The following is a 24,604-nucleotide window of genomic DNA, read 5'->3' as shown; positions in this document are numbered from 1 at the left end:
TTACATGAAGGTTGTGTGACGACTTCAAAGCGTTGGGTTTGCTGAAAACGCAGTCGATTTTTGCTTCTAATCGACAAGTATGACAGTCGCTGTATTCCATATCCTCCAGGAGCTGTTATTTTCTGTTTTCATTCCCCTTCAGCTTAGCTTGCGAAACAGCTTAGTTTGTTCGAAAAGACCTTCCAGTGTCTTCATGCGCTCGCTCGTTTCGTCCCATGTCGAGCTTTGCACGGCTTCGATCAGGGCTTCGACGATGAACAGGGTAACGACCGATGAATCCCAGGCGGATGGCGCCTCGATCTGCACGCGGAACGTGTGCTTGGCGTGTTTGGCGGCCGGAGTTGCCCACTGATCGGTGAAGACGATGATTTCAGCGCCATGGCGGCGGGCAGCCGCCGCGAGATTGACCATTTCCTGCTCGTAGCGCCTGATATCGAAGATGACGAGCAGGTCGCCCGGATTCATGTTCAGGACATATTGCGGCCATGCGCTTGAGTTCGAAGAAAGCAAGGTCGTATTCGGTCGGATGACCTGCATATGAGTGAAGAAATATTCGGCAAGCGCCCCGGTGATGCGGCCGCCTACGAAATAAAGTGCACGTTTTCTCTCCGACAGCAGTGCCGCGACGCTGTCGAAGGTTGCCACGTCGAGATCCGACAGGGTCTGCCGCAGATTGCCTGTGATGGTATCGGCAAAGCGATTGAGGATATGCGTACCCGGAGCGTTCGACGCCCAGCGATCGTGCTTTGTCAGCGGGTTGGAGATCGTCGCTTCTACTTCCTGATGAAGATGGGCCTGGAAGTCCGGATAGCCTTTGTATCCGAGTTTCTGCACCATGCGTGCGACTGTCGGGGTCGAAACCCGTGCATTCTCGGCGACGGTGGTGATGCTACCCAATCCGGAAACAGGATAGTTGTCGAGCAAGCTCTTGGCGAGCTGCTTTTCGGCGCGCGTTAAAGTGTCAAAGCGCGCATTGATCACGTCCGAAACTGTCTTCGACGCATTGCTCACTCGATTTTTGCTCCCCAAACGGTCTGATGCCGTTTTCTTTCCAGGATATAACAACGCTGTCACAATTCGAGTCAATGTCACAAATGAAGAAATAATTTCAGTTTCCAGTTGACAGCAGGGAAAACCTGAAGAATTCTTTTCTTATAAAGATTTTATTAATCGGCACTGGGGCGTCTCTGATGCTTGCGCAGCAAGGCATTTTGTCGAAGGCAGACGGCGATTGCGTCGCGGTCGAAAGGCCGGACGGAAGCAGCGCAGTTTTGCTCGTTTGCGAACATGCATCGCGTGAGATTCCTGAGCGGTTCGGCGATCTCGGGCTCTCAGCAGAGGCGCGTTCCAGCCACATCGCCTGGGACCCGGGCGCACTCGCGGTTGCAAGGAGAATCTCCGCGGGCCTTGATGCCACTCTGGTGTTTCAGCGCTTCTCCCGGCTGATTTACGATTGCAACCGGCCGCCCGAAAGTGCTGGTGCCATGCCGGAGACGAGCGAGATCTATACGATCCCCGGCAATCAGCATCTGGGCGAAGCGGATAGGCAGGCCCGCACGGAGGGGCTCTATATCCCGTTCCACGATCGCATCCGGTCGCTCTTGAAGGAGCGTGCCGCACGCGGACAAAAAACCGTGATCGTGACAATTCACAGCTTCACGCCGATCTATAATGGCAAGCCGCGCGCAGTGGAGCTTGGCATTCTGCATGACGAAGACCGTTGGCTAGCCGATCGCATGTTGGACGCAGCGACCGAAGCGCCGCTCTACAAGACTGAACGAAACCAGCCTTATGGGCCTGAAGACGGCGTTACCCATACGCTGAAGCTGCATGGGCTTGCCAATAGTCTGCATAACGTAATGATCGAGGTCCGCAACGACCTCATTCGGGATGACGTCGGCCAAGGGGTCGTGGCCGATTATCTGACGGGGCTTCTCCAGAGCAGTCTGGAAGCCTGAGCATAAAAGAAAAAGACCCCGGGGAGCAGTTCAACTGCGATCAGGCCGCATGGCAAAATGCCAGCGGTCAATGTGACACATGGTTCTCCGCAATCCCGCGGACGACCGGGCTTTAGGGGGAATGGCATGTCTGATTATTCAGAGTTAGACAAAAAGCAGGATATACAAATCCTGCACTCCATGGGCTATGCTCAGGAGCTGGAACGGCGCATGAGTTCGTTTTCGAATTTCGCCATTTCCTTCTCCATTATCTGCATTCTATCCGGCGGCATCAATTCGCTTGCACAGGCGACGTCTGGCGCGGGCGGTGCCGCCATTGGTATAGGGTGGCCGCTCGGCTGCCTGATTTCGGGCGTTTTCGCGCTCTCGATGGCGCAGATTTCTTCGGCTTATCCCACGGCCGGCGGCCTCTATCACTGGGGGTCGATCCTCGGCAACCGGTTCACCGGCTGGCTGACGGCCTGGCTCAATCTTCTCGGCCTGATCACGGTGCTTGGCGCGATCAATGTGGGTACTTGGGGCTTCTTCAGTGGCTCCATCGCCCCTTGGTTCGGCATTGCCGTCGATACCACCACTTCGGCCGGTTTTGCCAACCAGATCATTTTTGTTGCCATCATCACCGGCCTGCAAGCCTTGATCAATCATTTCGGCATCAGGCTCACGGCAAAACTGACCGATATGTCCGGCTACCTGATCTTTGCCGCCGCGATCGCGCTGACCATCGTCTGCCTGATCGGTGTCAAGAGCTGGGATATCAGCCGCATCTGGACTTTCACCAACTACTCCGGAACGCCGGAAGGTGATGCTTCCGTTTGGCCGAAGATGGACAATATCTGGTACGTCTTCGCTCTTGGACTGTTGTTGCCGATCTACACGATTACGGGATACGACGCCTCGGCGCATACGTCGGAAGAGACGGTCAAGGCTTCCAGCTCCGTGCCGCGCGGCATGGTCTCCTCGGTCTGGTGGTCGTCGTTGTTCGGCTACATCATGCTGCTGGCCTTCCTTCTGGCCATCCCGGACATGAACGAGGCATCGAAACAGGGCTGGAACGTCTTCTTCTGGACGATCAACAGCATCACCAATCCCGTCGTCGCCAACATCCTCTATGTTGCGATCTTCATCTCGCAGCTGCTGTGCGGCCTGGCGACCGTCACCTCCGCATCGCGCATGATCTATGCTTTCTCGCGTGACGGCGGCCTGCCATTCTCGAAGTCGCTCGCCAGTGTCAGCCCGAGATTCCGCACGCCTTCCATCGCCATCTGGACGGCTGCAATCCTTGCGGTCCTCTTCGTCTGGGGCGCTTCGCTCGTGACCATCGCCGGCTCTTCCGCCTATACCATCGTCGTGTCGTGCACCGTCATCTTCCTGTTCCTTTCCTTTACCGTGCCGATCGTCCTCGGCATCAAGGCGATCGGAACGGCGAAATGGCCGAAGATGGGGCCGTGGAACATGGGCATCGGCACCTACAAGCTGGTCTCCGTTCTGGTGATCATTGCTATGGCAGTCATCTTCATCATCGGTGTGCAGCCGCCGAACGAATGGGCGCTCTATATCACAATCGGCTTCCTCGTTTTGACTGCAATCGTCTGGTTCGCCTTCGAGAAGCGCCGTTTCCAGGGGCCGCCGATCGGTGACATGATCGCCAAGCGCCAGGCCGATATCGCCGCTGCCGAACGAGCTGTCGGCGAAGTGTGATCCTCATTCAGCATCAATCCGGCAGGGGCCGCAGCCGCGGCCCCATCCAACTGACGAGCGGCTCCGGTAACATATCCGACAGCACCGCTGGCCGACCCACTTCCATCTTCTAGGCGGACCAAATTATGAGCAGCAGCTATACGTTCGACGACCTCAAGCGAGATGTGGCCGAAGGGCGCATTGATACGGTTCTGGCATGTCAGGTCGACATGCAGGGCCGGTTGATGGGCAAACGCTTCCAGGCGGAATTTTTCATCGAAAGCGCATGGAAGGAAACGCATAGCTGCAACTATCTGCAGGCGACCGATATCGAGATGGAGACCGTCTCCGGCTACAAGTCGACGAGCTGGGAGAAGGGTTATGGCGACTATACGATGAAGCCCGATCTCGCCACGCTGCGGCGTATTCCCTGGCTTGAAGGCACAGCGCTCGTCCTCTGCGACGTGCTCGACCATCATACTCATGAGGAAGTCGCGCATTCGCCACGCGCTATTCTTAAAAAGCAGGTCAAGCGTCTCGAAGCGATGGGCATGAAGGCCTACATGGCTTCGGAGCTTGAATTCTTCCTGTTCGACCAAAGCTACGACAGCGCACGCGAGTCCGGCTATCGCAATCTCAATCTCGTCAGCGGCTACAACGAGGATTACCACATCTTCCAGACCACGAAGGAAGAAGATGTGATGCGGGCGATCCGCAAGGGATTGCAGGGCGCGGAGATCCCTGTCGAAAACTCCAAGGGCGAAGCATCCGCCGGCCAGGAGGAAATCAACGTCCGCTACGCCGATGCTCTGACCATGGCCGATCGCCATGCCATCATCAAGAATGGCTGCAAGGAGATTGCCTGGTCGAAGGGCAAGGCCATTACGTTCCTGGCGAAGTGGAACTACAGCGCTGCGGGCAGTTCCTCTCATATTCATCAGTCGCTCTGGAGTGTAGACGGCAAGACGCCGCTGTTCTTCGACAAGGAAAAAGAACACGGCATGACGCCGCTGATGAAGCACTATGTCGCGGGCCTTCTGACGCATGCCAGCGAAATCACCTATTTCCTTGCGCCCTATATCAACTCCTACAAGCGCTTCGTTGCCGGCACCTTCGCACCCACCAAGGCGATCTGGAGCACGGACAATCGCACCGCCGGCTATCGCCTGTGCGGAGCCGAAACCAAAAGCATTCGCATCGAATGCCGCGTCGGCGGCTCGGATCTCAATCCCTATCTGGCATTTGCTGCCCTGATTGCCGCCGGCCTTGATGGCATCGAAAACAAGCTCGAACTGGAGGCGCCCTTTGTCGGCGATGCCTATGGTGCGCGCGAAGTTCGCGAGATACCGCGCACCCTGCGTGGTGCGACCGAAGCCCTGACCAATTCGAAGATGTTGCGTGCCGCCTTTGGCGACGATGTCATCGATCATTATACCCGCGCTGCCGAATGGGAGCAGGAGGAGTATGATCGTCGCATCACGGATTGGGAAGTGGCGCGCGGATTCGAAAGAGCGTAAGGCATTTGCGATCTGCCTCTTGCCCGATTTTCATTCTAGGATCGGGCAGGGGGCGCTGGGATGCTTGTTGACCTGCCGTTTCTTGTTAGAGGCGGCCAAAGGTTCTGCAACATCCGGGCAATCAATTGGCTGACCAAGAAAACAGGAATTCGATCATGACCATGATCACATGCGTCTCCCCGGTGAACGGAGAGGTTTATGCCGAGCGTCCATCTCTGTCGCTGGAAGCTGCCAAGGACGTCGTCGCACGCGCCCGCAAGGCGCAGAAGGATTGGGCGCGTCGTCCGCTGGAGGATCGCGTTCAGCTCGTGCTCAAGGGCGTGGCCCGGCTCAATGAGATGGCTGAAATAGTGGTGCCGGAGCTTGCCTGGCAGATGGGCCGCCCGATCAGGTACGGCGGTGAATATCGCGGCTTCAACGAGCGCTCCAACTATGTCGCGTCGATCGCCGCCGATGCGCTGGCACCCTTGGTCGTCGAGGACAGCGCCAATTTTGCCCGCCGCATCGAGCGCGAACCGCATGGCGTCGTCTTCGTCATCGCGCCGTGGAACTATCCCTACATGACGGCGATCAACACGGTCGCCCCGGCGCTGATGGCCGGCAATACCGTCATTCTCAAGCATGCAAGCCAGACGCTGCTCGTCGGCGAGCGGCTGGTGCAGGCTTTCGTCGAGGCCGGCGTCCCCGCCGATGTCTTCCAGAATGTCTTCCTCGATCATGAAACGACTTCGGCGCTGATCGCAGCCGGAAGCTTCAACTTCGTCAATTTCACCGGCTCCGTCGAAGGCGGCCGGTCGATCGAGCGCGCCGCTGCCGGCACCTTCACCAGCCTCGGACTGGAGCTTGGCGGCAAGGATCCGGGCTATGTCATGGAGGACGCCGATCTTGACGCTGCCGTCGACACGCTGATGGATGGAGCGACCTACAACTCCGGCCAGTGCTGCTGCGGCATCGAGCGTATCTATGTGCATGAATCGCTCTATGACGCCTTCGTCGAGAAGTCCGTTGCCTGGGTTTCGAACTACAAGCTCGGCAATCCCCTTGATCCCGAGACGTCGCTCGGGCCGATGGCGCACAAGCGCTTTGCCAAGGTGGTGCGTGAACAGATCGCCGATGCGGTCGCTAAGGGCGCCAAGGCGCTGGTCGACCCGAAGCTGTTTCCGGCTGACGATGGCGGTGCCTATCTCGCGCCGCAGGTTCTCGTCAATGTCGATCATTCCATGGCCTTTATGCGCGAGGAGACCTTCGGCCCTGCCGTCGGCATCATGAAGGTGAAGAGCGACACGGAAGCGCTGAAGCTGATGAACGACAGCCCCTACGGCCTGACGGCTTCGCTGTGGACGAAGGATGTCGAGCGCGCCTCGCGCATCGGCCGCGAGATCGAAACCGGCACCGTCTTCATGAACCGCGCCGATTATCTCGATCCGGCGCTGTGCTGGACCGGCGTCAAGGAAACCGGCCGCGGCGGCTCGCTCTCGATCATCGGCTTCCACAATCTGACGCGCCCGAAATCCTATCATCTGAAGAAAGTAACAGCATGAGCACTATCTCAGCCAATTGGAGCTATCCCAACGCCTTCAAGCTCGGCCGTGGCCGGATTAAGGAACTGGCGGACGCCTGCAAGAGCCTGGGCATGAAGAAGCCTCTCCTGGTCACCGACCGGGGACTTGCCTCGATGGCGATCACGGCGACGGCGTTGGATATTCTGGAAGATGCAGGTCTCGGCCGCGCCATCTTCGCTGACGTCGACCCGAACCCGAACGAGAAGAACCTCGAAGCCGGCGTGAAGGCGTTCAAGGACGGCGGCCATGACGGCGTCGTCGCCTTCGGCGGCGGTTCCGGCCTCGATCTCGGCAAGTGCGTCGCTTTCATGGTGGGCCAGACGCGTCCGGTCTGGGATTTCGAAGATATCGGGGACTGGTGGACCCGCGCCAGCGTCGAAGGCATTGCGCCGATCGTCGCGGTGCCGACGACTGCCGGCACCGGTTCGGAAGTCGGCCGTGCCAGCGTCATCACCAATTCCGCAACGCATGTGAAGAAGATCATCTTCCACCCGAAATTCTTGCCCGGCGTCGTCATCGCCGATCCCGAACTGACCGTCGGCATGCCGAAGATCATCACCGCCGGCACTGGCATGGACGCTTTCGCCCACTGCCTGGAAGCCTATTCCTCGCCGTTCTACCATCCGATGTCGGCCGGTATCGCGCTGGAGGGCATGCGGCTCGTCAAGGAATTCCTGCCGCGCGCCTATCGCGAGGGAACGGATCTCGAAGCCCGCGCCAACATGATGAGTGCTGCCGCCATGGGCGCCGTCGCCTTCCAGAAGGGGCTTGGCGCCATCCATGCGCTCTCGCATCCGATCGGCGCCGTCTACAACACGCATCATGGCATGACCAATGCCGTCGTCATGCCGGCCGTCCTGCGTTTCAACCGCAAGGCCATCGAGGATAAGATTGCCCGCGCCGCAGCCTATCTGGGCATCTCGGGCGGTTTTGACGGCTTCTACGACTATGTGCTGCAACTGCGCTCGGAACTCGGCGTGCCGGAAAATCTGTCTGCCATGGGCATCGCGCCCGATCGGATCGACGAGCTCTCCGCCATGGCGATCGAAGACCCGAGTGCCGGCGGCAATCCGGTGCCGCTGACGCTCGAAAATACCAAGGCTCTCTTCCGGGATTGCTTCTGATACTGCGCTGAGCTCCCCGATATGCGGGATGAAATTGGCAGCATATCAGGCCAAACAACAAAAGCCGCCGAGTGTCACCCGGCGGCTTTTTTTCATTGAAGCTCTGTCTGGTAATCAATCCACGAATTCGACGACGACGCCTGGCTTGACCATCTTGGCAAGTTCGGTCGCATCCCAATTCGTGAGGCGCACGCAGCCATGGCTCTGCGTCTTACCGATTCTCGAGGGATCCGGCGTGCCGTGAATGCCGTAGGTCGGCTTCGATAGAGCCATCCAGACCGTACCGACCGGGCCGTTCGGGCCTGGCGGAATATTGAGAACCTTGTCGTTTCCGGCTTGCTGGAAGTTGATCTTCGGATTGTAGGTATAGCCCGGGTTGAAGGCGACGCGCTCGACCGTGACTGTGCCTGACGGCGAGGGCGTGTCGGCGGAGCCGATGCTGGCCGGGTAGGCGGCGATCAGCGTGCCGTTGGCGTCATAGGCGAAAACCTGCTTGCGGCCCTTGTCCGCCAGGATCTTGGCGACTGCGCCGGTCTTACTGGGGCCGGTATTGACGACTTTGATGGTGCTGCCCGGCACGGTGAAATCGACGCCGGGATTGAGCGCCTTCAGATAGCCTTCATCCATGTGAAAGCGTTCGGCCAGCATTTCCGTCGTCGAGGTATAGCCGAGGGACGGCATCTGTGCCTTAGCCGCATAGTCCTCAGGAATAGAGGCGACATACGGACCTGCGGCATCGGCCGCCGTGATCGTGTAGTTGACGATCGGCATACCGCCGGACATGCGAAGCTGCTCGAGGATCGCGTCGGTATTGTTCGGGTCGAGCGTCTGGCCGGTCATCTGCTGATAGGCATAGATCGCCTTGGTGACATTGGCACCCATTCTGCCGTCGATCGCACCAGGCGAAATGCCCTGCCGCGCGAGGAAGACCTCCAGCGCGGTGATCTCCATCTTCGATTTGCCCTTCAGCGTAATGACGGGTTCGGCCGGTGCCGGTTTGTTGACGATGTCGGGCGCGCTCTGCTGTGGATCGATCGACGCGTAGTCGTTGCCGTTCGGGTTCGTCTGGCCCTGGTTCTTACCAGGCAATGGCTGACTGTCGAGCGGCTGGCGCTGGATATCGCTGTCGCGCGGAATTCCGCCGGTGACCACACCGCGATCCTGCTGGTCGTAACCATTGTTGGGTGCGCCGTCGTAATTTCCGTAGCTGTCGGAGCGATATTGACGATAGTCTTGGTAGTCGCCGTTGTTGGAAAGCTGCGTGTCGCCATACCGGCCGCCATTATTGCCATAGGTATCGCGGGCTGGGGCGCGGGGATAGTAGGTGCTGGCCCTCATTTCCGTGGCGACGACATTGCCGTAGGCATCAATCAGGACCCGGCGGCCGCGACCGTCGCGGGCCATGGAATATCCACCACCATAAGGATATTGATCGAGGATCCGGCCGTCAGGGGTGACAAGAACCGTGTTGCCGTTGCCGCTACGATAATATTGTGCCTGCGCGTTCGTGAGCGCGAGCATGGACACGGTGGCAGTCATTGCCAGGGCAAAACTTAATTTTACGAACCGGTTCACGTCTGTCGGATCCTCGGGATGGTCGTTCGGCTGACACACACATGGCAATTTTGACGCCAGTATGGAGATTTAGATTATCATGCTGAATAAAATATAAAAATTTATGTGATCAAGGCTTCAAGTTAAGATTTGGTAAGCCAAATAACCGCTTATTTCAGCCGCGCGCCAGCTTGGGACAGCACCTGCGCTCGGCGCCAATCAGGGAGGACTTTGGGGATGATGGATTTTTCTGCGGCGAAAGGGCCGAAATTGACGCTGGACGAGGGGTCTGTGCTGGATATAGGCGCCTGCATTGTCGAGGGCAATAATCTTGCGCCCGGAAGCGCCGTTCCTGATGATGGCGATCCGCGTATCAGTCATTCGGTGGAAGGCTTCCTCTTCACCTGCGGGCCGGACCATATCCGCCATCCCGAGCCGATGTCCGGCGCATATGAAGGCAAGCGCTATCCGCTTCACGGTTCCTTCGCGTCCCATCCAGCCAAAATTCTCTGGACTAAATTCGAGAATGGCAATGCGGAATGCCGCGCCGATATCGATGTTGTCACCGCCGAAAGGCGAACGGCAAGGCTCGAACGACTTTGGCAGATCGATGGCGCGACGGGCGAGGTCTCACTTGCCGATTGTTTGGTCAATACCAGCACAGAGGCGATGCCGGTCTTTCTGATGTACCACATGAATATCGGCGGCAAATGGTTCGATAACGGCACGCGTCTTGCCGGTCAGATGCTTGACAATGGCGGCTTTCCCTGGACCTTCGGCGAGGAGGGGGGCGATATCTTCTGTGTGCCGGCGCAGGACAAGGGCGAGGATTGGGCAGAAATCAGCCTCGGCCCCATCGCGGCCATCGGCGGCAAGACACTAAGGGTGCGGTTCGGAACGGACACGCTGCCATTCCTGCAGGTCTGGCGCAATCAGCGCGCGCCGGCGCATGTGCTCGGTATCGAGCCTGTTTCGCATCGCTGGGTCTCGCGGGCCGAGCTGGAAGAGGCGGGCGAATTCAATATTCTCCAGCCCGGTGAAACCCGCAATTTCATGCTCAACTTTGCCTTCGTTTGAGAGTGCGCCGCGGTTGACGCTCGCCCTATGGCGGCGTAGATCAAGGCCACGGTTTTAGAGAGGACATGAACCATGGATATCCGCCCGATCGACGATGAATACTCGGTGTCCGGCCAGATCACCGTAGAGGATCTCGACCAGATCAAGGCCCTGGGTTTCAAGTCCATCGTCTGCCATCGCCCCGATGGCGAAAGCCCGGATCAGACGCCATTCGGTGTCATCGAGGCTCGCGCCAAGGAACTCGGCCTGGAGATCACCCAGGTGCCTGTCGGCCCGATGGGCGTGACTGAAGAGGCCGTGCAGGGCATGGTTGATGCGCTGGACGAGTTTCCGCGGCCGATGCTCGGCTATTGCCGCTCCGGCGCTCGTTCGACCGCGATCTATCAGAAGACACATCACATTCGCGGCTGAACGGGTTCTTTCCCCTCACCTTTTTGATCACAGGGCATGGTCATGCCCTTTTATCTGTCTAAGAACAACACCAGGAGAACACCATGAGCATCAAGCGTATCGACGTTGGCGCCCGGATGAGCGGCGCTGTCATCCACGGCAACACCGTCTATCTCGCTGGCCAGGTTGGCGAAGGCGAAAGCGTCACCGATCAGTGCAAGTCGGCACTGGCTGAAGTCGACCGCCTGCTCGCTGCGGCTGGCACCAACAAGTCGAAGATCCTGCAGACGCTCATCTACCTCTCGGACATCTCCTACTTTGCTGAGATGAACGCCGCCTGGGAAGCCTGGGTCGATCCGGCCAACACGCCGGCCCGTGCGACCAGCGAAGCCAAGCTTGCAGCGCCGAAGTACAAGGTCGAATTCATCGTGACGGCAGCGCTCTAAGTCGCGCCATCCGTGATTTTTTCAAGGCCGGTGGGCTCGCGCTCACCGGCCTTTTGTCTGGGCGATTTCCGTAAGGGTGCGGGAGGGCGTGATCGCTTCCGGGTCGAGCGCAATCTCGATGATGGCCGGCTTGCCGCTCGCTCGCGCCCGTTCGAAGGCCGGGCCGAATTCTTCCGTCGCCTTCACTGTTTCGCCGTGGCCGCCATAGGCGCGGGCAAGGGCCGCGAAATCTGGATTGTCGAGTGCGGTGGCGCTGACCCGGCCGGGATATTCCCGCTCCTGATGCATGCGGATCGTACCGTACATGCCGTTGTTGATGACTAAAGCGATGAGCGGCAGTCCATACTGGACAGCCGTCGCAAATTCCTGACCATGCATCATGAAACAGCCGTCGCCGGCAAAGCAGATGACTTCGCGATCAGGAAAGAGCTGCTTTGCGGCAACCGCTGCCGGCAGGCCATATCCCATCGAGCCCGACGTCGGAGCCGCCTGCGTGTTGAAGCGGCGGAAGCGATGGAAGCGGTGAAGCCAGGTGGCATAGTTGCCGGCGCCGTTGGTGAAGATCGCATCATCGGCCGTATTGGCTTCGATCCAATCCATGATGCGGCCCATATGGACCGCGCCGGGGCTCTTTTCCGGTGTTTTCGACCAGGTGAGGTAGGCTGCGTGCATACGTTCCGTGCGCTCGGCCCACGGTGTCGCGGTTGGCGCATCGAGTTCCGCCAGAGCTGCAACGGAGTCCGCTGGGCTGGCACAAATGGCAAGGTCCGGCCGATAGACGCGGCCGAGTTCTGAAGGGTCGGGATGGATGTGGACGAGCTTTTGGCGCGGGTAGGGGATATCGACCAGCGTATAGCCGGAGGACGGCATTTCGGAAAGACGTCCACCGAGAAGGATGAGGAGATCCGCCTCTTTGATTTCCTTTGCCAGCGCCGGATTGATGCCGATGCCGACATCGCCGGCATAGTTTGGGTGCAGATGGTCGAACAGCATCTGCCGGCGGAAGGAGCAGCCGATCGGCAGCTTGAAACGCTCGGCGAATTGCCTGATGCCGGAAACTGCTTCTTCGTTCCAGCGCGTGCCGCCGAGAATGACCATCGGCCGCTGGGCAGCCGCAAGGCGCTGACTAAGCTCTGCAAGCTGGTCGCGGCCCGGATGGGCGGCAACAGGGACATAGGGCAGCGCTTGCGGCGCTTCGACCTCGTCACGCAGCATGTCCTCGGGCAGGGTCAGCACCACCGGACCGGGACGCCCCGATGTTGCCACAGCAAAGGCACGGGTGACGAATTCCGGAATGCGGGCGGCATCGTCGATCTCGCCGACCCATTTGGCGAATTCGGTAAAGGCGCGGCGAAATTCGACTTCCTGAAAGGCTTCGCGTTCGCGGGCATCGCGCTGGACCTGGCCGATGAACAGGATCATCGGGATCGAATCCTGCCGTGCGATATGAAGGCCGGCAGAGGCGTTTGTGGCGCCGGGACCGCGGGTGACCATGCAAATGCCCGGCTCGCCGGTCAATCGGCCCCAGGCATCCGCCATCATCGCCGCGCCCCCTTCCTGGCGGCAGACGAGCACCTTGATATCGCTTTCGCGCAGGGCATCGAGCACGGCGAGAAAGCTCTCGCCCGGCACGCAGGACATGCGCTGCACGCCATTGGCCTTCAAAGCCTCGACGATAAGTTGCCCGCCCGTTCGCTTCATTTCCTCGCCTTCCCCTCCAGTTTGGCCAATTCGGCCAGAACTTCCTCCTGATGTTCGCCGAGACGCGGGCTCGGCCGCGTATAGGTCAACGGCGTTTCCGACAGCACGATCGGCGTGCGGACGCTCGGAATGACAGTGCCGGCGCTATCTTTGAGATCGATCCTCAGTCCGCGCGCCACAATTTGCGGATCGGCGAACATATCCTCGATCGTGTTAATGGCGCCGGCCGGTACGGCGTTGGCCTCACAGGCCCTCAGCAGCTCTGCCTTGTTCCACTTCAGCGTTTCGGCAGAAATGAAAGCGCGCACTTCGTTGCGGTTGGCGACGCGGGCCTTGTTGGTCGCATAGCGCTCGTCGGCGGCATTGGTTTCCATGCCGAGAATGGCGCAGAGGCGCCGGAACTGCCCGTCGTTGCCGACAGCGAGAATGAGATATCCATCGGCGGTGGGCACGACTTCATAGGGCGAGATATTCGGATGGGCGTTGCCGAGCCGCACAGGCGGCTTACCCGAGATCAGATAGTTCATGTTCTGATTGGCGAGCACTGCGGATTGTACATCGAGCAGCGCCATATCGATGAGTTGTCCTTCCCCGGTCTTCAGCGCATGGATCAGGGCGGCCTCGATTGCCGAAACGGCATAGATGCCGGTGAAGATATCGGCGATCGCGACGCCGGCCTTCATCGGCTGGCCATCCGGCTCGCCTGTGATCGACATGAAGCCGGACATGCCCTGCACGATATAGTCATAGCCGGCGAGACCGGCATAGGGACCGGTCTGGCCGAAGCCGGTGATCGAGCAATAGACGATGCGGGGATTGATCTTCTTCAGGCTTTCATAATCCAGCCCGTACTTTACCAGGCCGCCGAGCTTGAAATTCTCGATCACCACATCGGCCGTCTTTACCAGTCGGCGCACCAGGCCCTGTCCATCCTCGGTCTTGAGGTCGGCAGTAATGGAGCGTTTGCCGCGATTGGCAGAGTGGTAATAGGCGGCAGAGAGATTCTCGCCGTCCTTGCCTTCGACGAAGGGCGGTCCCCACTGGCGCGTGTCGTCGCCGCCGTCGGGATTTTCCACTTTGATGACATCGGCGCCGAGGTCGGCCAGCATCTGTCCGGCCCAGGGACCGGCGAGAACGCGGGCAAGCTCAATGACGCGAATACCGGAGAGCGGAGGTTTCTTGGTTTTCTGGTCCGTCATGTCGATCCGCTCTGCCGCTTACGGCGTGAATGCAGTTTCAGATGTATCGGATACCGGCTTGGAAGCAAAGCGCCGCTCGCGCCAGAGAATGTAAAGCCCCGAGCCGGTGATGATGAGGATGCCGAGCCATTTGATCGCATCCGGGAAATTGTCGAAGACGAGCCAGCCGAAGATCGTGGCGGAAACGATCTCGAAATACTGCAGCGGCGCAAGTGTCGAGGCCGGCACGGCGCGATAGGCATATACCGTGAGGATACCCGCCGCTGCCGCGGTGGCCCCGACACCGAGCAGATAGAGCATGGCCGTCAGATCCGGAATGACCGGATCGAGGATTGTAGATCCCGTCGTTCGACCGATGGCAAGCAGGACCACACTGATGCCGGTCCCCCATAAAGCCGTCTGGAACTGCATCGACCATGCGTCCTCGCTATGGGAGACCACGCGCGTGATCATGACGTAGACGGCGACGCAAAACGCGGTGACGATAGGAAGCAAGGCGAAAAAGCCGACTTCCTGAAAGCTTGGCTGGATGATCAGCATCGCGCCGAAAAAGCCGACGGCACAGGCGGTATAACGCCGCCAGCCGATGGTTTCCTTCAGGAAGACGCTGCTGAGGATGGTGAGTATCATCGGCTCGACGAAGAAGATGGCAATGGCATCGGCCACTTCCATCACCTGCAGCGTGGTCACGAACGACACCATGGACAGCGTGAGCACGGTGGCACGGATGGCATGGACGCCGCTGCGTCGCCAACCCCACACGCCCCATTTCCCGCGCATTGCCATCATGGGGAGCGCAAAAAGAGCCTGGAAGATGAAGCGGGCGGCGGTCACTTCGCCCGGCGGAATCGTGGTCGCCGCGAGCTTGGAGAAGATATCCATGACTGGCGAGAGGACGACGGAGAGAAACATCGTCACCAAACCGAAGGTCAGCTCCGACTGCTGCAATCGCGCCGAGGAGCCGCTGGAGGTGTTCATTGTGGAATTCCCATGAGAATCAGTTGTTTGCCGCTACCCTCTTGCACCAGTCGGCGAAGTTGGAAATGGCTTCCTCGGCACCGATTTCGTTGAGCGTCTCGTGCCGCATGTCGGGATAGATTTCGGTGGTGATACGAGAGAATCCGGCTTTTTCCAAATGCTTTGCCAACCAGGAAATCGCTTTCGCACCGTCGGTCGCCGGATCCTTGCCACCGCCGACGAGATGAATCGGCATGTCGCGGCGGAGACGATCGAGATGCGCCTTCTGTGGTGCGCGGAAGGTAAGTTCAAACAGGTCGAGCCAGAGCGAGACCGAGGCATCGAAGCCGCAAAGCGGATCGGCGATATATTTGTCCACCTGCTCGGGAATGCGCGAGAGCCAGTCGAAATCGGTGCGGCGGTTGGCGATCGATTTACCCCACGTGCCGAAGGTCAGTTTCGGCAGCGGTCCACTCGGAACGTCCGATCCCTTGAACATGCGCTCCGGTTTGAGGATGAGTTGGGCGGCGCGGCCGGCGAGGCCCGGATTGAAATTGGAATTCCAGACCGTGACGGCATCGAACTTGGCTGGATGCGTGACCACAGTATTCAGGCTAATCAACCCGCCCATGGAATGCCCGAACAGGATGATGGGCAGATCAGGATGGGAGCTTGCGGCAAGCTCGCGCATGGCGAGCACATCGGCGATCACCTGCTCGACACCATTTCTCCGGGCAAAGCGGCCGATGGGTGCATCGGGGGCCATCGTCTCGCCATGGCCGCGATGATCGTGAGCATAGACATGAAAGCCTCGGCCCGCCATCGCATCCGCGAAGGCCTCGTATCGGCGGGAATGCTCGGCGAGACCGTGCGATATCAGCAGGATGCCGCGAGCATCGGTTGCCGCCGGCAAATGATGATAGGCAAGGGTTGCGCCTGTCGGACTTTTCAGGCGCTGCGTCTCGGCGAACATATATTGGCTCCTCCCCAGTTAGACGAAAGGTTATCCTCCGCTCGATTGCAATGGATAGGTGGTAAAGCTCACAGAAATAAATCTTTCCGAGCGCCGTGATTCAGGATTGCGCCCGCTCGCTCAAACTGCTTATTTGTTCCCATAATGTTCTAGTTGGAGGCAGGAATGAAGCAGTGGCTTCGAGTATTTGCAGTTGTACTTCTTTCGGTCGGAACGGCGGCGAGCGCCATGGCTCAGGAACATAGCCGCGGACGGACGCGCTTTATCCTGGCGGCGAGCTGGGAGCCGGCATTTTGTCAGACGAACCAGAAAAAGGTGGAATGCCGGAACCAGTCGTCGAACAATCATGATGCCACGAATTTTTCTCTGCATGGCCTCTGGCCGATGCGGCAGGAATATTGCGATGTTTCCGAGGATCTGAAGCAGGCGGATCGTGGTCGCGACTGGAAGGATCTGCCTGCCGTGCAGCTTTCCCAAGACGTGAAGGCGAAGCTGGACAAGGCAATGCCAGGCACTCAATCCGGCCTGGAGCGGCATGAATGGATCAAGCACGGCACCTGCACGAAGCTCAGCGCCGATCAATATTTCTCCATCGCCGCTGGCCTGATCGCCGAACTCAATACGTCTGCCGTGCGGGATCTTTTCGCGCAGAATATCGGCAAAGAGCTGGATGCCGAAAGCATCAAGGCGGCCTTTGATCAGAGCTTCGGCGAGGGCGCCAATGCGCGCATCAAGATGAGCTGCCGCCGCGTCGGTGATGTCCGAATGATTTCGGAGCTGACCATCGGTCTCTCCGAAGATGCGATCGATCCCCAGCAGGGCAGTGAGCCGCGGCTCGCCAAACTGATCCAGGGGGCCGGCAGCACCTCCTTCGGCTGTGATCGGGGTGTGGTGGACGCGGCCGGTTTCTGAGAAAATACGGCCTTTCTGACGCGGATAATGCCCTCGGACAAGGTTTCGCCGTTGCCCGAGGGCGGGGTTTCGCCTACATAGCGGCACAAATCGCAACGCTATTCGCCCGTGGAGCAACCCAAGCTATGGCACGTCAGTTCATTTATCATATGGCCGGTCTGAATAAGTCCTATGGCGCCAAGAAGATTCTCGAGAATATCCATCTCTCCTTCTACCCCGATGCCAAGATCGGTATTCTCGGCCCGAACGGTGCAGGTAAGTCGACCGTGCTGCGCATCATGGCCGGCCTCGACAAGGAATATACCGGCGAAGCCTGGCTGGCCGAAGGCGCCACCATCGGCTACCTGGCGCAGGAGCCTCAGCTCGATCCCAACAAGACGGTTTTCGAAAACGTCATGGAAGGCGTTGCCAAGAAAACCGAAATCCTCAATCGCTACAACGAATTGATGATGAACTATTCCGACGAGACCGCGGAAGAGGGTGCCAAGCTCCAGGATATCATCGACAGCCAGAACCTCTGGGATCTGGAAAGCCAGGTGGAGATGGCGATGGAAGCCTTGTGCTGCCCGCCGCGCGATGCCGAAGTCACCAGCCTTTCAGGCGGTGAGCGCCGCCGTATTGCACTGTGCCGTCTGCTTCTCTCGCAGCCGGACCTGCTGCTGCTCGACGAACCGACCAACCATCTCGACGCTGAGACCATTGCCTGGCTGGAAAAGCACCTGCGCGACTATCCGGGTGCCGTGATGATGATCACCCACGACCGCTACTTCCTCGACAATGTTACCGGCTGGATTCTCGAACTCGACCGCGGTCGTGGCATTCCCTACGAAGGCAACTATTCCGCCTATCTGCGGGCCAAGGCCAAGCGCATGCAGCAGGAAGCCCGCGAAGAAGCTGGCCGCCAGAAGGCGATCAGCCGTGAACAGGAATGGATTGCCTCCAGCCCCAAGGCCCGCCAGGCCAAGTCCAAGGCGCGTATCAACGCTTACGAACAGCTGGTCGATGCTGCCGAAAATCAGCGTCCCGGTGATGCGCAGATCATCATTCCGGTCAGCGAGCGTCTCGGCCAGGTGGTGATCGAGATGGAGGGCATCACCAAGGGCTTCGAAGGCCGCACGCTGATCAACGATCTGTCGATCAAGCTGCCGCCCGGCGGCATCGTTGGCATCATTGGCCCGAACGGCGCCGGCAAGACGACCCTGTTCAAGATGATCACCGGGCAGGAAAAGCCGGATGCCGGCACGGTTCGCATCGGCGAGACGGTGCATCTCAGCTATGTCGACCAGAGCCGCGACGCGCTTGACGGCAATAAGACGGTATGGGAGGAAATCTCCGGCGGCGCCGAAGTCATCAAGCTCGGCAAGTTCGACATGAACTCGCGCGCCTATTGCGGCGCCTTTAACTTCAAGGGCGGCGACCAGCAGCAGAAGGTCGGCAATCTCTCTGGCGGTCAGCGCAACCGCGTTCATCTGGCCAAGATGTTGAAGGCTGGCGGCAACGTGCTTCTGCTCGACGAACCAACCAACGACCTCGATACGGAAACGCTGGGGGCGCTGGAAAGCGCGCTTGAAAACTTCGCGGGCTGCGCCATCATCATTAGCCACGATCGCATGTTCCTCGACCGCCTGGCCACGCACATCCTGGCCTTTGAAGGCGAAGGGCATGTCGAATGGTTCGAAGGCAATTTCGAAGATTACGAGCAGGACAAGATCCGCCGTCTCGGCCCCGATGCCCTTAATCCGGGCAGCCAGGCGCATAAGCGCCTGACACGCTGAGCTCCCGGTTTGGCTCTTTGAAAACCCCGGCTTGTCCGGGGTTTTCGTTTATGTAGCAATCGCCCTCGATATTCTGTTTTCGCCGGAAACTAATGGATTTCCGACGTCGAACTCCCTTGGCTAGCCGATTGGCTCTTGCCAAGAAAACCCAAATCACATAAAGATATCTTTATATCTTGATTGGGTGCAGAATGACAGATCTGGTTAAACTCGGCTTGGATGACGTAGTGGACGTGTTGAAGGCAGTCGGAGAGCCGACGAGGCTGCGTCTTCTCGCGCTTCTTGCTGCCGGCGATCTCACGGTGACCGATCTTACCGAAATCCTTAGCCAGTCGCAGCCGCGCATTTCCCGGCATTTGAAGCTGCTCGGCGAAGCCGGTCTGATTGATCGTTATCAGGAAGGCGCCTGGGCTTACTTCCGGCTGAAGCAGGAGGGCAAGGCCGTGACGCTGGCCCGCAGCCTCCTGCGCCATACCGCAGAAAAGGATACGGTGCTGCTGCGTGACGGGGAACGTCTTGCTTCCGTGAAGCGCATCCGGGCCGAACGCGCCCAGGCCTATTTCAGCCGCAATGCCGCCGAGTGGGATGAACTGCGTCGTCTCCATGTCGCCGACGAGGATGTCGACAAAGCGCTGATCGACCTGATCGGCCCGCAACCAATCGACTCCTTCCTGGATCTCGGCACCGGCACGGGCCGGATGCTGCAGCTTCTGACCGGGCATTACCGCCGCGCCATCGGCATCGATGCCAGCCGTGACATGCTGGCGGTCGCTCGCGCCAATCTCGACCGGGCCAACATCACAAGCGCCTCCGTGCGGCATGGCGATATTTTCAACCTGCCGCTCGAGCAGCAGGATTTTGATCTCATCACCATCCACCAGGTGCTGCATTTCCTTGATCAGCCGGAGGTTGCGATCAATGAGGCCGCACGAATGCTTCGGCCCGGCGGCCGGCTTGTCATCATCGACCTCGCGCCGCACGGGCTTGAATATCTGCGTGACGAGCATGCGCATCTGCGCCTCGGTTTCTCGCATCAGGCCATGTCGGATTGGCTGAAACTGGCGGGGCTAGATGTGGAGCGCGTGCAGGATCTTCATTCGGGGAGGGAAGGCGGACAGGCGCTGACCGTCACCATCTGGCTGGCGCGCGACCCGCGGTTGCTGATTGCGTCCGACCAGGGCCAGCAGTCATCCCCCATTCTTGCCGGGAGAGTTTGACATGTCTTCGAGATCAGAAAGCCATAATGCGGGTATCCGCATCTCCTTCGAGTTTTTTCCGCCGAAGTCGGAAGAGGCCGAACAGCAGCTGTGGAACACCGTCGAGGAACTCAGCGATTGGGACCCTGAATTCGTTTCTGTGACCTATGGAGCGGGCGGCTCGACCAAGGCGCCGACGCTTTCCGCCGTGCGAAAGATGATCCACGAGACGCCGTTCACGACCGCATCGCATCTGACCTGCGTCGGCGCTACGCGCGAAGATACGCATCGTGTGATCGACGAGTTCCTGGCTACGGGTGTTCGCCGTTTCGTCGCGTTGCGCGGCGATCCGCCGGGTGGTGTCGGTTCGGCCTATAAACCGCATCCGGGCGGTTATGCCAATGCCGCGGAACTGGTTGGCGCTTTGCGGGAGCGCGGCGATTTCGACATTTCCGTTTCCGCCTATCCCGAAAAGCATCCGGAAAGCCGCGATACGGCAGCCGATATCGACATGCTGAAGCGCAAGGCAGAGAACGGTGCTGATCGAGCCTTGACGCAGTTCTTCTTCGATAATGACGCCTTCGAGCGTTATCATGATCGCGTTCGCGCAGCGGGCATCAAGATTCCCGTCGTGCCGGGCATCATGCCGATCCAGAACCTGACGCAACTCAAGCGCTTCGCCAGCGCTTGCGGCACGACTATTCCGACCTGGCTCGACGAGCGTTTCGATGGTTTGGATGAGGATGTCGAGGAGCGCGCCAAGGTCGCAGCGGATGTCGCCGCCGAGCAGATCCAAGATTTGGTGCGCCGTGGCATTCACGAGTTTCACATCTATACGATGAACCGTTCGCCGCTTGTTTCCGCCGTGCTTGAGCGGCTCGGTCTCCAGCGCAAGATGGCTTCTCAGGCTGGCGCTGCTGCCTAAACCGCTTTGCGAAGCGTGACGATAAAAAGCGCATGTCCGCGCGGGCATGCGCTTTTTTAATAGAGCAGGGGTTTTGTTAACTTATCGGAGTTTGGTCGTGTGCGAATTTCCCTGAAGCCGTCAGATGAAAAGCATCGTCACGACGAAAACGAAGGCCGCACCGACCACCAGGACGTTGATGGATCGTGTTAATCCCATGTCTTCCTCCTCAGTCAGCTGTTAAATGTTATGTCGAAAATGTGTTGCTTGGAAAGAACATTCGATGCTGCGACGCAGTATCGAGTTCGCGGTGTGATTCATGGGCTTTCGGCAACATTTTGATATTACGTTATAAATGTCGATTGCTGGCTTGATGACGGGCTGTGAATAAATATTAATATGTTGTGACTGCAGGCCATCCGAATGGAGCGGGAGATCATGTTTCCCGCGTCCTAACGCCGCGTTTCATCCATGCGAAAAGCCGCCCATCAAGGACGAGCAGACCTGCGGCGATGAGCAGCATGCCGGCGATTTCGGTAGGCCCCATCCGCTCGCCGAGAAAGAGGAAGCCGAGCAATAGCGCGCTCGGCGGCACGAGCAGAGTGACGAGGCAGGTGTTGGTGGCGCCTGCAAGCTCGATGATACGAAAATAGAGGATGTAGGCAAAAGCGGTCGACAGCAGCGCGAGGCCAAGAATGGCGGCAATTGCCGTTACCGGCGGGGTGGCAAGCGCCCAAGGCTGGTCGATCATCAGTGCGACCGGCAGCATGATGAGCGAGGAGCCTGTCAACTGGCCCGCTGCTACAACCGGCGGCGCGATGCCTTTGAAGCGTTTGGCATAAATCGCTGCAAATCCGTAGGAGATTGCCGCGAGAATCGGCAATAGGAGTGCCCAGAAGGGTACCGAGCCACCGCTGGTAACGCTCGGTCCGAGCAACACGATGGTTCCCAGGAGTCCAGTGAGGCAACCAGCCAGCTTGGCCGATGTCAGGCGCTCATCCGTTGTCAGCTGATTGCCGATCAACACGGTCCACATCGGCGTCGTCGCGTTCAGGATGGATGCGAGCCCGGCACCCATCTGCGTCTGGCCGCAGAAGATCAGCGTATGCGGTATCGCATTGTTGATTAAGCCCAGCAGCAGAAATTGCGGCCAATGGTGGCGCAGGGACTGATAAATGCCGAAGCGGCCGGCTAGATAGAGATGCAATGCCACGGCCGCCAGCGACAGGCGCAGAAAGACGAGCGTGAAGGGCGGCACGTGGTGAACGGCGATACGGGCGAAGAAGAACGAACCGCCCCAGATCAATCCGAGCAACAGCAGCAGGCCCCAGGTCGAGGCGTTCATTCGATGTTCGCCATTCATGGCATCTCTCCTCTTTCGAGGCATCTAAACCGGAAGAGGGCAAGCTCTCCACCCGTTTCTTGCTGTTTGGGGATTGTGGATGCTCACGATTGCGAGGAGAGCAGATACAAAAAAGGCGGCCTGGAGCCGCCTTTTCGATCGATATATGGAAAATCAGAGCGCGTTGAGCAGCGCCGTCGTCGCCCAGCCGTCGGCCGGCATACCCAGGCGGAACTGTTCCTTCTGGATCGCGACACGCGTGCCGGAGCCAAGAATTCCATCGATCTTGCCGACATCATAGCCGCGGGCCACAAGCTTGGTCTGAAGCGCCTTCATATCGACGTCGTTCAGGCCCGGCTCGGGGTTGCCCTTGTTATAGGGCGGAGCGCCGGCAAAGCGGGTGGCGAAATAGGCGGCCGAGGTCGTGTAGATGAACGACTGGTTCCATCCGAGATAGGTATTGTAATTCGGATAGGTCAGGAAGGCAGGCCCCTTGCGACCCTGCGGCAGGATGAGAGCGGCGGGCAGGGAGCCGAAGCTCGTGTTGCCGTCTCGCGGCGTGACGCCGAGCTTGAACCAATCGCCTGCAGTCAGCGTGCCGCCGATACCGGATTTTTCCCAGGGAAGATTGTCCGGAACCGTCACCTCCTGCAGCCAGGGCTGACCGCGCTGGAAGCCGAGATGCTGGAGGAATCGTGCTGTCGTCAGAATGACGTCAGGTGCGCTGGTCTTCAGATTGACATGACCGTCGCCATCGCCATCGGTGCCATAAGCGATGATATCGGGCGGCAGCATCTGCGTCTGGCCGATTTCGCCAGCCCATGCGCCCGTCGTCGTTGCCGGGTCGACATCGCCGCGCTGGACGAGCTCGATCAGCGCGATCAGGCGCGGGCGGAAGAAATCCGGACGACGGCAATCGTGCGAGAGGGTGACCAGCGCGTTGCGGGTGTTGAAATTGCCCTGAACGGCGCCGAAATCGGTTTCCATCGCCCAGAAGGCGGTGATGACGCCGGGAGGTACGCCATAATCCTGTTCGGCCTTGGCGAAGACGTCGGCATATTGCTTCATCTTCTGGCGGCCGATGTCGAGACGGCCCTGGCTTACGGTGCGCTGGGAGAATTCGAGGAAGGTCTGGCGGAAGACACCCTGACTGCGGTCCATGGCAAGAACCTTCTGGTCAATCTGGGCGCCGGCGAGCGTCTTGTCGGCAGCGGCAGCATCTGCGCCATCGGCAATCGCCTCAGCCTTCACGCCTGCCAGAAATGCGGTGAGATCGCCGCCGCAGGCTACCTTCGGAGTGGCGTCACTGCTCGCGGGCGGCACTGCAGCCGGTGCTGCGCTTTGAGCCAACGCCGTACCGGTCATGGCTGAAGCGAAGAGCAACGCAAGAGCGCCGCGTCGAATGGTGTCACGATCCATGAGCGATCCTTTCCAGTGATAGAATAGGGTCGCTTTCACAGAAGATTGTGACATAAGCAAGAGAGAATTGGCTGCAGTCTCAAGAATTTCCTTGCTTCTCTACTGCTGCTACCCAGTTGTGCCAATTTTGTTCAGAACCGGCAAAAACATTGATATCCGTCGGGCCTTTGATGCCGGGGATGACGCCCGTCGAGGTATATTGCCAGAAGGCCCAGCTACGGTCTGCGTAGGTCTCTTTCGGATGCTTGGCGACGGATCGAACCCAGAAGTGATAGTCCTTGAAATAGCCGACTAGATTTTCGCGGTGAAAGTCGACCGAAGTATAGATGATCGGGCGTTTGCCGTAATAGGCCTGCAGGCGATCCATAAAGCGCTTGATCTCGCTGCGTACCGTTTCGGGAGCCGGTCTGGTCTTGCAGGTCGGGGAGCCCGGGTTCCATTCGACATCCACGACGGGCGGAAGTGCCATGGCATCCTTCGGCACGTTGCGGATGAACCAATCGGCCTGCTCGTCGGCCGTCGAGCAGAAATAGAAGAAATGATAGGGCGCATGCAGAAGTCCGGCAGCGCTCGCTTGATTCCAATATTCGGTGAAGCGTGGATCGATCCGATCCTTGCCCTCCGTCGCCTTGATGAAGACGAAGGCGACGCCGGAGCTCTTGACGGCTTTCCAATCGATATCGCCCTGCCATTTGGAAATATCGATGCCATGGATGGGATGGCGCTGCGGATGATCGCGGCCGAAGTCCTGCGGTTTCGTGTCGGCAAATCTGGTCTTGGGAAGGGCGGCCGTCGAGAGGGCGTCATAGCCCGTTGTGCAGCCAGTCAAGGCAAGAGCGAGCGGCAGTAGGCATGCCAGAAGCCGGCGCATAGATATCCTGTTATGGCCCGAGTGATCTTGCTGCCCCAAGATTTGGCTTC

21 protein-coding genes are annotated in these 24,604 nt (G+C 59.1%); 12 read left to right on the top strand and 9 right to left on the bottom strand.

Features of this window, described 5'->3' with window-relative positions; all coding sequences use genetic code 11:
- Positions 1–138 precede the first annotated feature (138 nt).
- Positions 139–1,011: a MurR/RpiR family transcriptional regulator gene (locus FHX05_RS03910; protein WP_015340394.1), complete on the bottom strand. Its 873-nt coding sequence runs from the start codon at positions 1,009–1,011 to the stop codon at positions 139–141.
- Between the two features lie 176 nt (positions 1,012–1,187).
- Here FHX05_RS03910 and FHX05_RS03905 point away from each other — a divergent pair, with 176 nt between their 5' ends.
- From FHX05_RS03905 to FHX05_RS03885, 5 genes are all read left to right on the top strand, one after another.
- Positions 1,188–1,958 carry an N-formylglutamate amidohydrolase gene (locus FHX05_RS03905; protein ID WP_183871179.1) on the top strand — a complete coding sequence of 257 codons (771 nt, stop codon included), beginning with the start codon at positions 1,188–1,190 and terminating at the stop codon, positions 1,956–1,958.
- A 126-nt stretch (positions 1,959–2,084) separates the two neighbouring features.
- Positions 2,085–3,656: an amino acid permease gene (locus FHX05_RS03900; protein ID WP_183709634.1), complete on the top strand. Its 1,572-nt coding sequence runs from the start codon at positions 2,085–2,087 to the stop codon at positions 3,654–3,656.
- A 125-nt stretch (positions 3,657–3,781) separates the two neighbouring features.
- Positions 3,782–5,152 carry a glutamine synthetase family protein gene (locus FHX05_RS03895; RefSeq protein WP_015340391.1) on the top strand — a complete coding sequence of 457 codons (1,371 nt, stop codon included), beginning with the start codon at positions 3,782–3,784 and terminating at the stop codon, positions 5,150–5,152.
- Between the two features lie 155 nt (positions 5,153–5,307).
- On the top strand, positions 5,308–6,693 hold the full coding sequence (locus FHX05_RS03890) for an aldehyde dehydrogenase family protein (RefSeq protein WP_183870723.1): 1,386 nt from the start codon (positions 5,308–5,310) through the stop codon (positions 6,691–6,693).
- Entirely contained in the window at positions 6,690–7,838 is a 1,149-nt protein-coding gene (locus FHX05_RS03885) for an iron-containing alcohol dehydrogenase (RefSeq protein WP_112605150.1), read from the top strand. Before FHX05_RS03890 ends, FHX05_RS03885 begins: the two co-directional genes overlap by 4 nt.
- Before the next feature lie 114 nt (positions 7,839–7,952).
- On the opposite strand, the gene FHX05_RS03880 is transcribed toward FHX05_RS03885, so the two are convergent.
- Positions 7,953–9,413, bottom strand: a complete 1,461-nt coding sequence (locus FHX05_RS03880) for a L,D-transpeptidase (protein WP_112605153.1) — start codon at positions 9,411–9,413, stop codon at positions 7,953–7,955.
- 216 nt (positions 9,414–9,629) lie between these two features.
- Between FHX05_RS03880 and FHX05_RS03875 the strand changes: the two genes are divergently transcribed.
- The 3 genes from FHX05_RS03875 to FHX05_RS03865 all read left to right on the top strand — a co-directional run bounded on the left by FHX05_RS03875 (position 9,630) and on the right by FHX05_RS03865 (position 11,305).
- On the top strand, positions 9,630–10,469 hold the full coding sequence (locus FHX05_RS03875) for a DUF4432 family protein (RefSeq protein WP_183870722.1): 840 nt from the start codon (positions 9,630–9,632) through the stop codon (positions 10,467–10,469).
- Between the two features lie 72 nt (positions 10,470–10,541).
- Complete coding sequence (locus FHX05_RS03870; RefSeq protein ID WP_112334441.1) at positions 10,542–10,880, top strand: sulfur transferase domain-containing protein; 339 nt, start codon at positions 10,542–10,544, stop codon at positions 10,878–10,880.
- Positions 10,881–10,963: 83 nt separating this feature from the next.
- Positions 10,964–11,305, top strand: coding sequence for a RidA family protein (locus tag FHX05_RS03865; RefSeq protein WP_183870721.1), 342 nt, complete (start codon positions 10,964–10,966; stop codon positions 11,303–11,305).
- 42 nt (positions 11,306–11,347) lie between these two features.
- Here FHX05_RS03865 and FHX05_RS03860 read toward each other — a convergent pair whose 3' ends face one another.
- From FHX05_RS03860 to FHX05_RS03845, 4 genes are read right to left on the bottom strand one after another with little or no spacing between them, the layout of a single operon-like run.
- Positions 11,348–13,006, bottom strand: coding sequence for a thiamine pyrophosphate-binding protein (locus FHX05_RS03860; protein WP_183870720.1), 1,659 nt, complete (start codon positions 13,004–13,006; stop codon positions 11,348–11,350).
- Positions 13,003–14,205 carry a CaiB/BaiF CoA-transferase family protein gene (locus tag FHX05_RS03855; RefSeq protein ID WP_183870719.1) on the bottom strand — a complete coding sequence of 401 codons (1,203 nt, stop codon included), beginning with the start codon at positions 14,203–14,205 and terminating at the stop codon, positions 13,003–13,005. Before FHX05_RS03855 ends, FHX05_RS03860 begins: the two co-directional genes overlap by 4 nt.
- A gap of 18 nt (positions 14,206–14,223) precedes the next feature.
- Positions 14,224–15,183, bottom strand: coding sequence for a DMT family transporter (locus FHX05_RS03850; RefSeq protein ID WP_183709646.1), 960 nt, complete (start codon positions 15,181–15,183; stop codon positions 14,224–14,226).
- 19 nt (positions 15,184–15,202) lie between these two features.
- Positions 15,203–16,135: an alpha/beta hydrolase gene (locus FHX05_RS03845; protein WP_183870718.1), complete on the bottom strand. Its 933-nt coding sequence runs from the start codon at positions 16,133–16,135 to the stop codon at positions 15,203–15,205.
- Between the two features lie 165 nt (positions 16,136–16,300).
- Between FHX05_RS03845 and FHX05_RS03840 the strand changes: the two genes are divergently transcribed.
- The 4 genes from FHX05_RS03840 (at position 16,301) to metF (ending at position 20,943) form a co-directional block, all read left to right on the top strand.
- Positions 16,301–17,047 carry a ribonuclease gene (locus FHX05_RS03840; RefSeq protein WP_112605173.1) on the top strand — a complete coding sequence of 249 codons (747 nt, stop codon included), beginning with the start codon at positions 16,301–16,303 and terminating at the stop codon, positions 17,045–17,047.
- Positions 17,048–17,172: 125 nt separating this feature from the next.
- The gene (ettA, locus tag FHX05_RS03835) at positions 17,173–18,822 is read left to right on the top strand and encodes an energy-dependent translational throttle protein EttA (RefSeq protein ID WP_112334452.1); all 1,650 of its coding nucleotides are present in this window, start codon (positions 17,173–17,175) and stop codon (positions 18,820–18,822) included.
- A gap of 191 nt (positions 18,823–19,013) precedes the next feature.
- Positions 19,014–20,039: a metalloregulator ArsR/SmtB family transcription factor gene (locus tag FHX05_RS03830; protein WP_183870717.1), complete on the top strand. Its 1,026-nt coding sequence runs from the start codon at positions 19,014–19,016 to the stop codon at positions 20,037–20,039.
- Between the two features lies 1 nt (position 20,040).
- Positions 20,041–20,943, top strand: coding sequence for a methylenetetrahydrofolate reductase [NAD(P)H] (gene metF, locus FHX05_RS03825; protein ID WP_183870716.1), 903 nt, complete (start codon positions 20,041–20,043; stop codon positions 20,941–20,943).
- Positions 20,944–21,358: 415 nt separating this feature from the next.
- Here the strand turns inward: metF and FHX05_RS03820 are convergent, their stop codons facing one another.
- The 3 genes from FHX05_RS03820 to FHX05_RS03810 form a co-directional block, all read right to left on the bottom strand.
- Complete coding sequence (locus FHX05_RS03820; RefSeq protein WP_183870715.1) at positions 21,359–22,285, bottom strand: DMT family transporter; 927 nt, start codon at positions 22,283–22,285, stop codon at positions 21,359–21,361.
- A 153-nt stretch (positions 22,286–22,438) separates the two neighbouring features.
- Positions 22,439–23,683 carry a lytic murein transglycosylase gene (locus tag FHX05_RS03815; RefSeq protein WP_183870714.1) on the bottom strand — a complete coding sequence of 415 codons (1,245 nt, stop codon included), beginning with the start codon at positions 23,681–23,683 and terminating at the stop codon, positions 22,439–22,441.
- Positions 23,684–23,762: 79 nt separating this feature from the next.
- Entirely contained in the window at positions 23,763–24,554 is a 792-nt protein-coding gene (locus FHX05_RS03810) for a GH25 family lysozyme (protein ID WP_183870713.1), read from the bottom strand.
- Positions 24,555–24,604 lie beyond the last annotated feature (50 nt).

Source organism: Rhizobium sp. BK491, from assembly GCF_014194925.1.
Taxonomy (GTDB): Bacteria; Pseudomonadota; Alphaproteobacteria; order Rhizobiales; family Rhizobiaceae; genus Rhizobium.
Note: the sequence above shows the minus strand (reverse complement) of the source record. Positions and strands in the feature narration are given on the sequence as shown.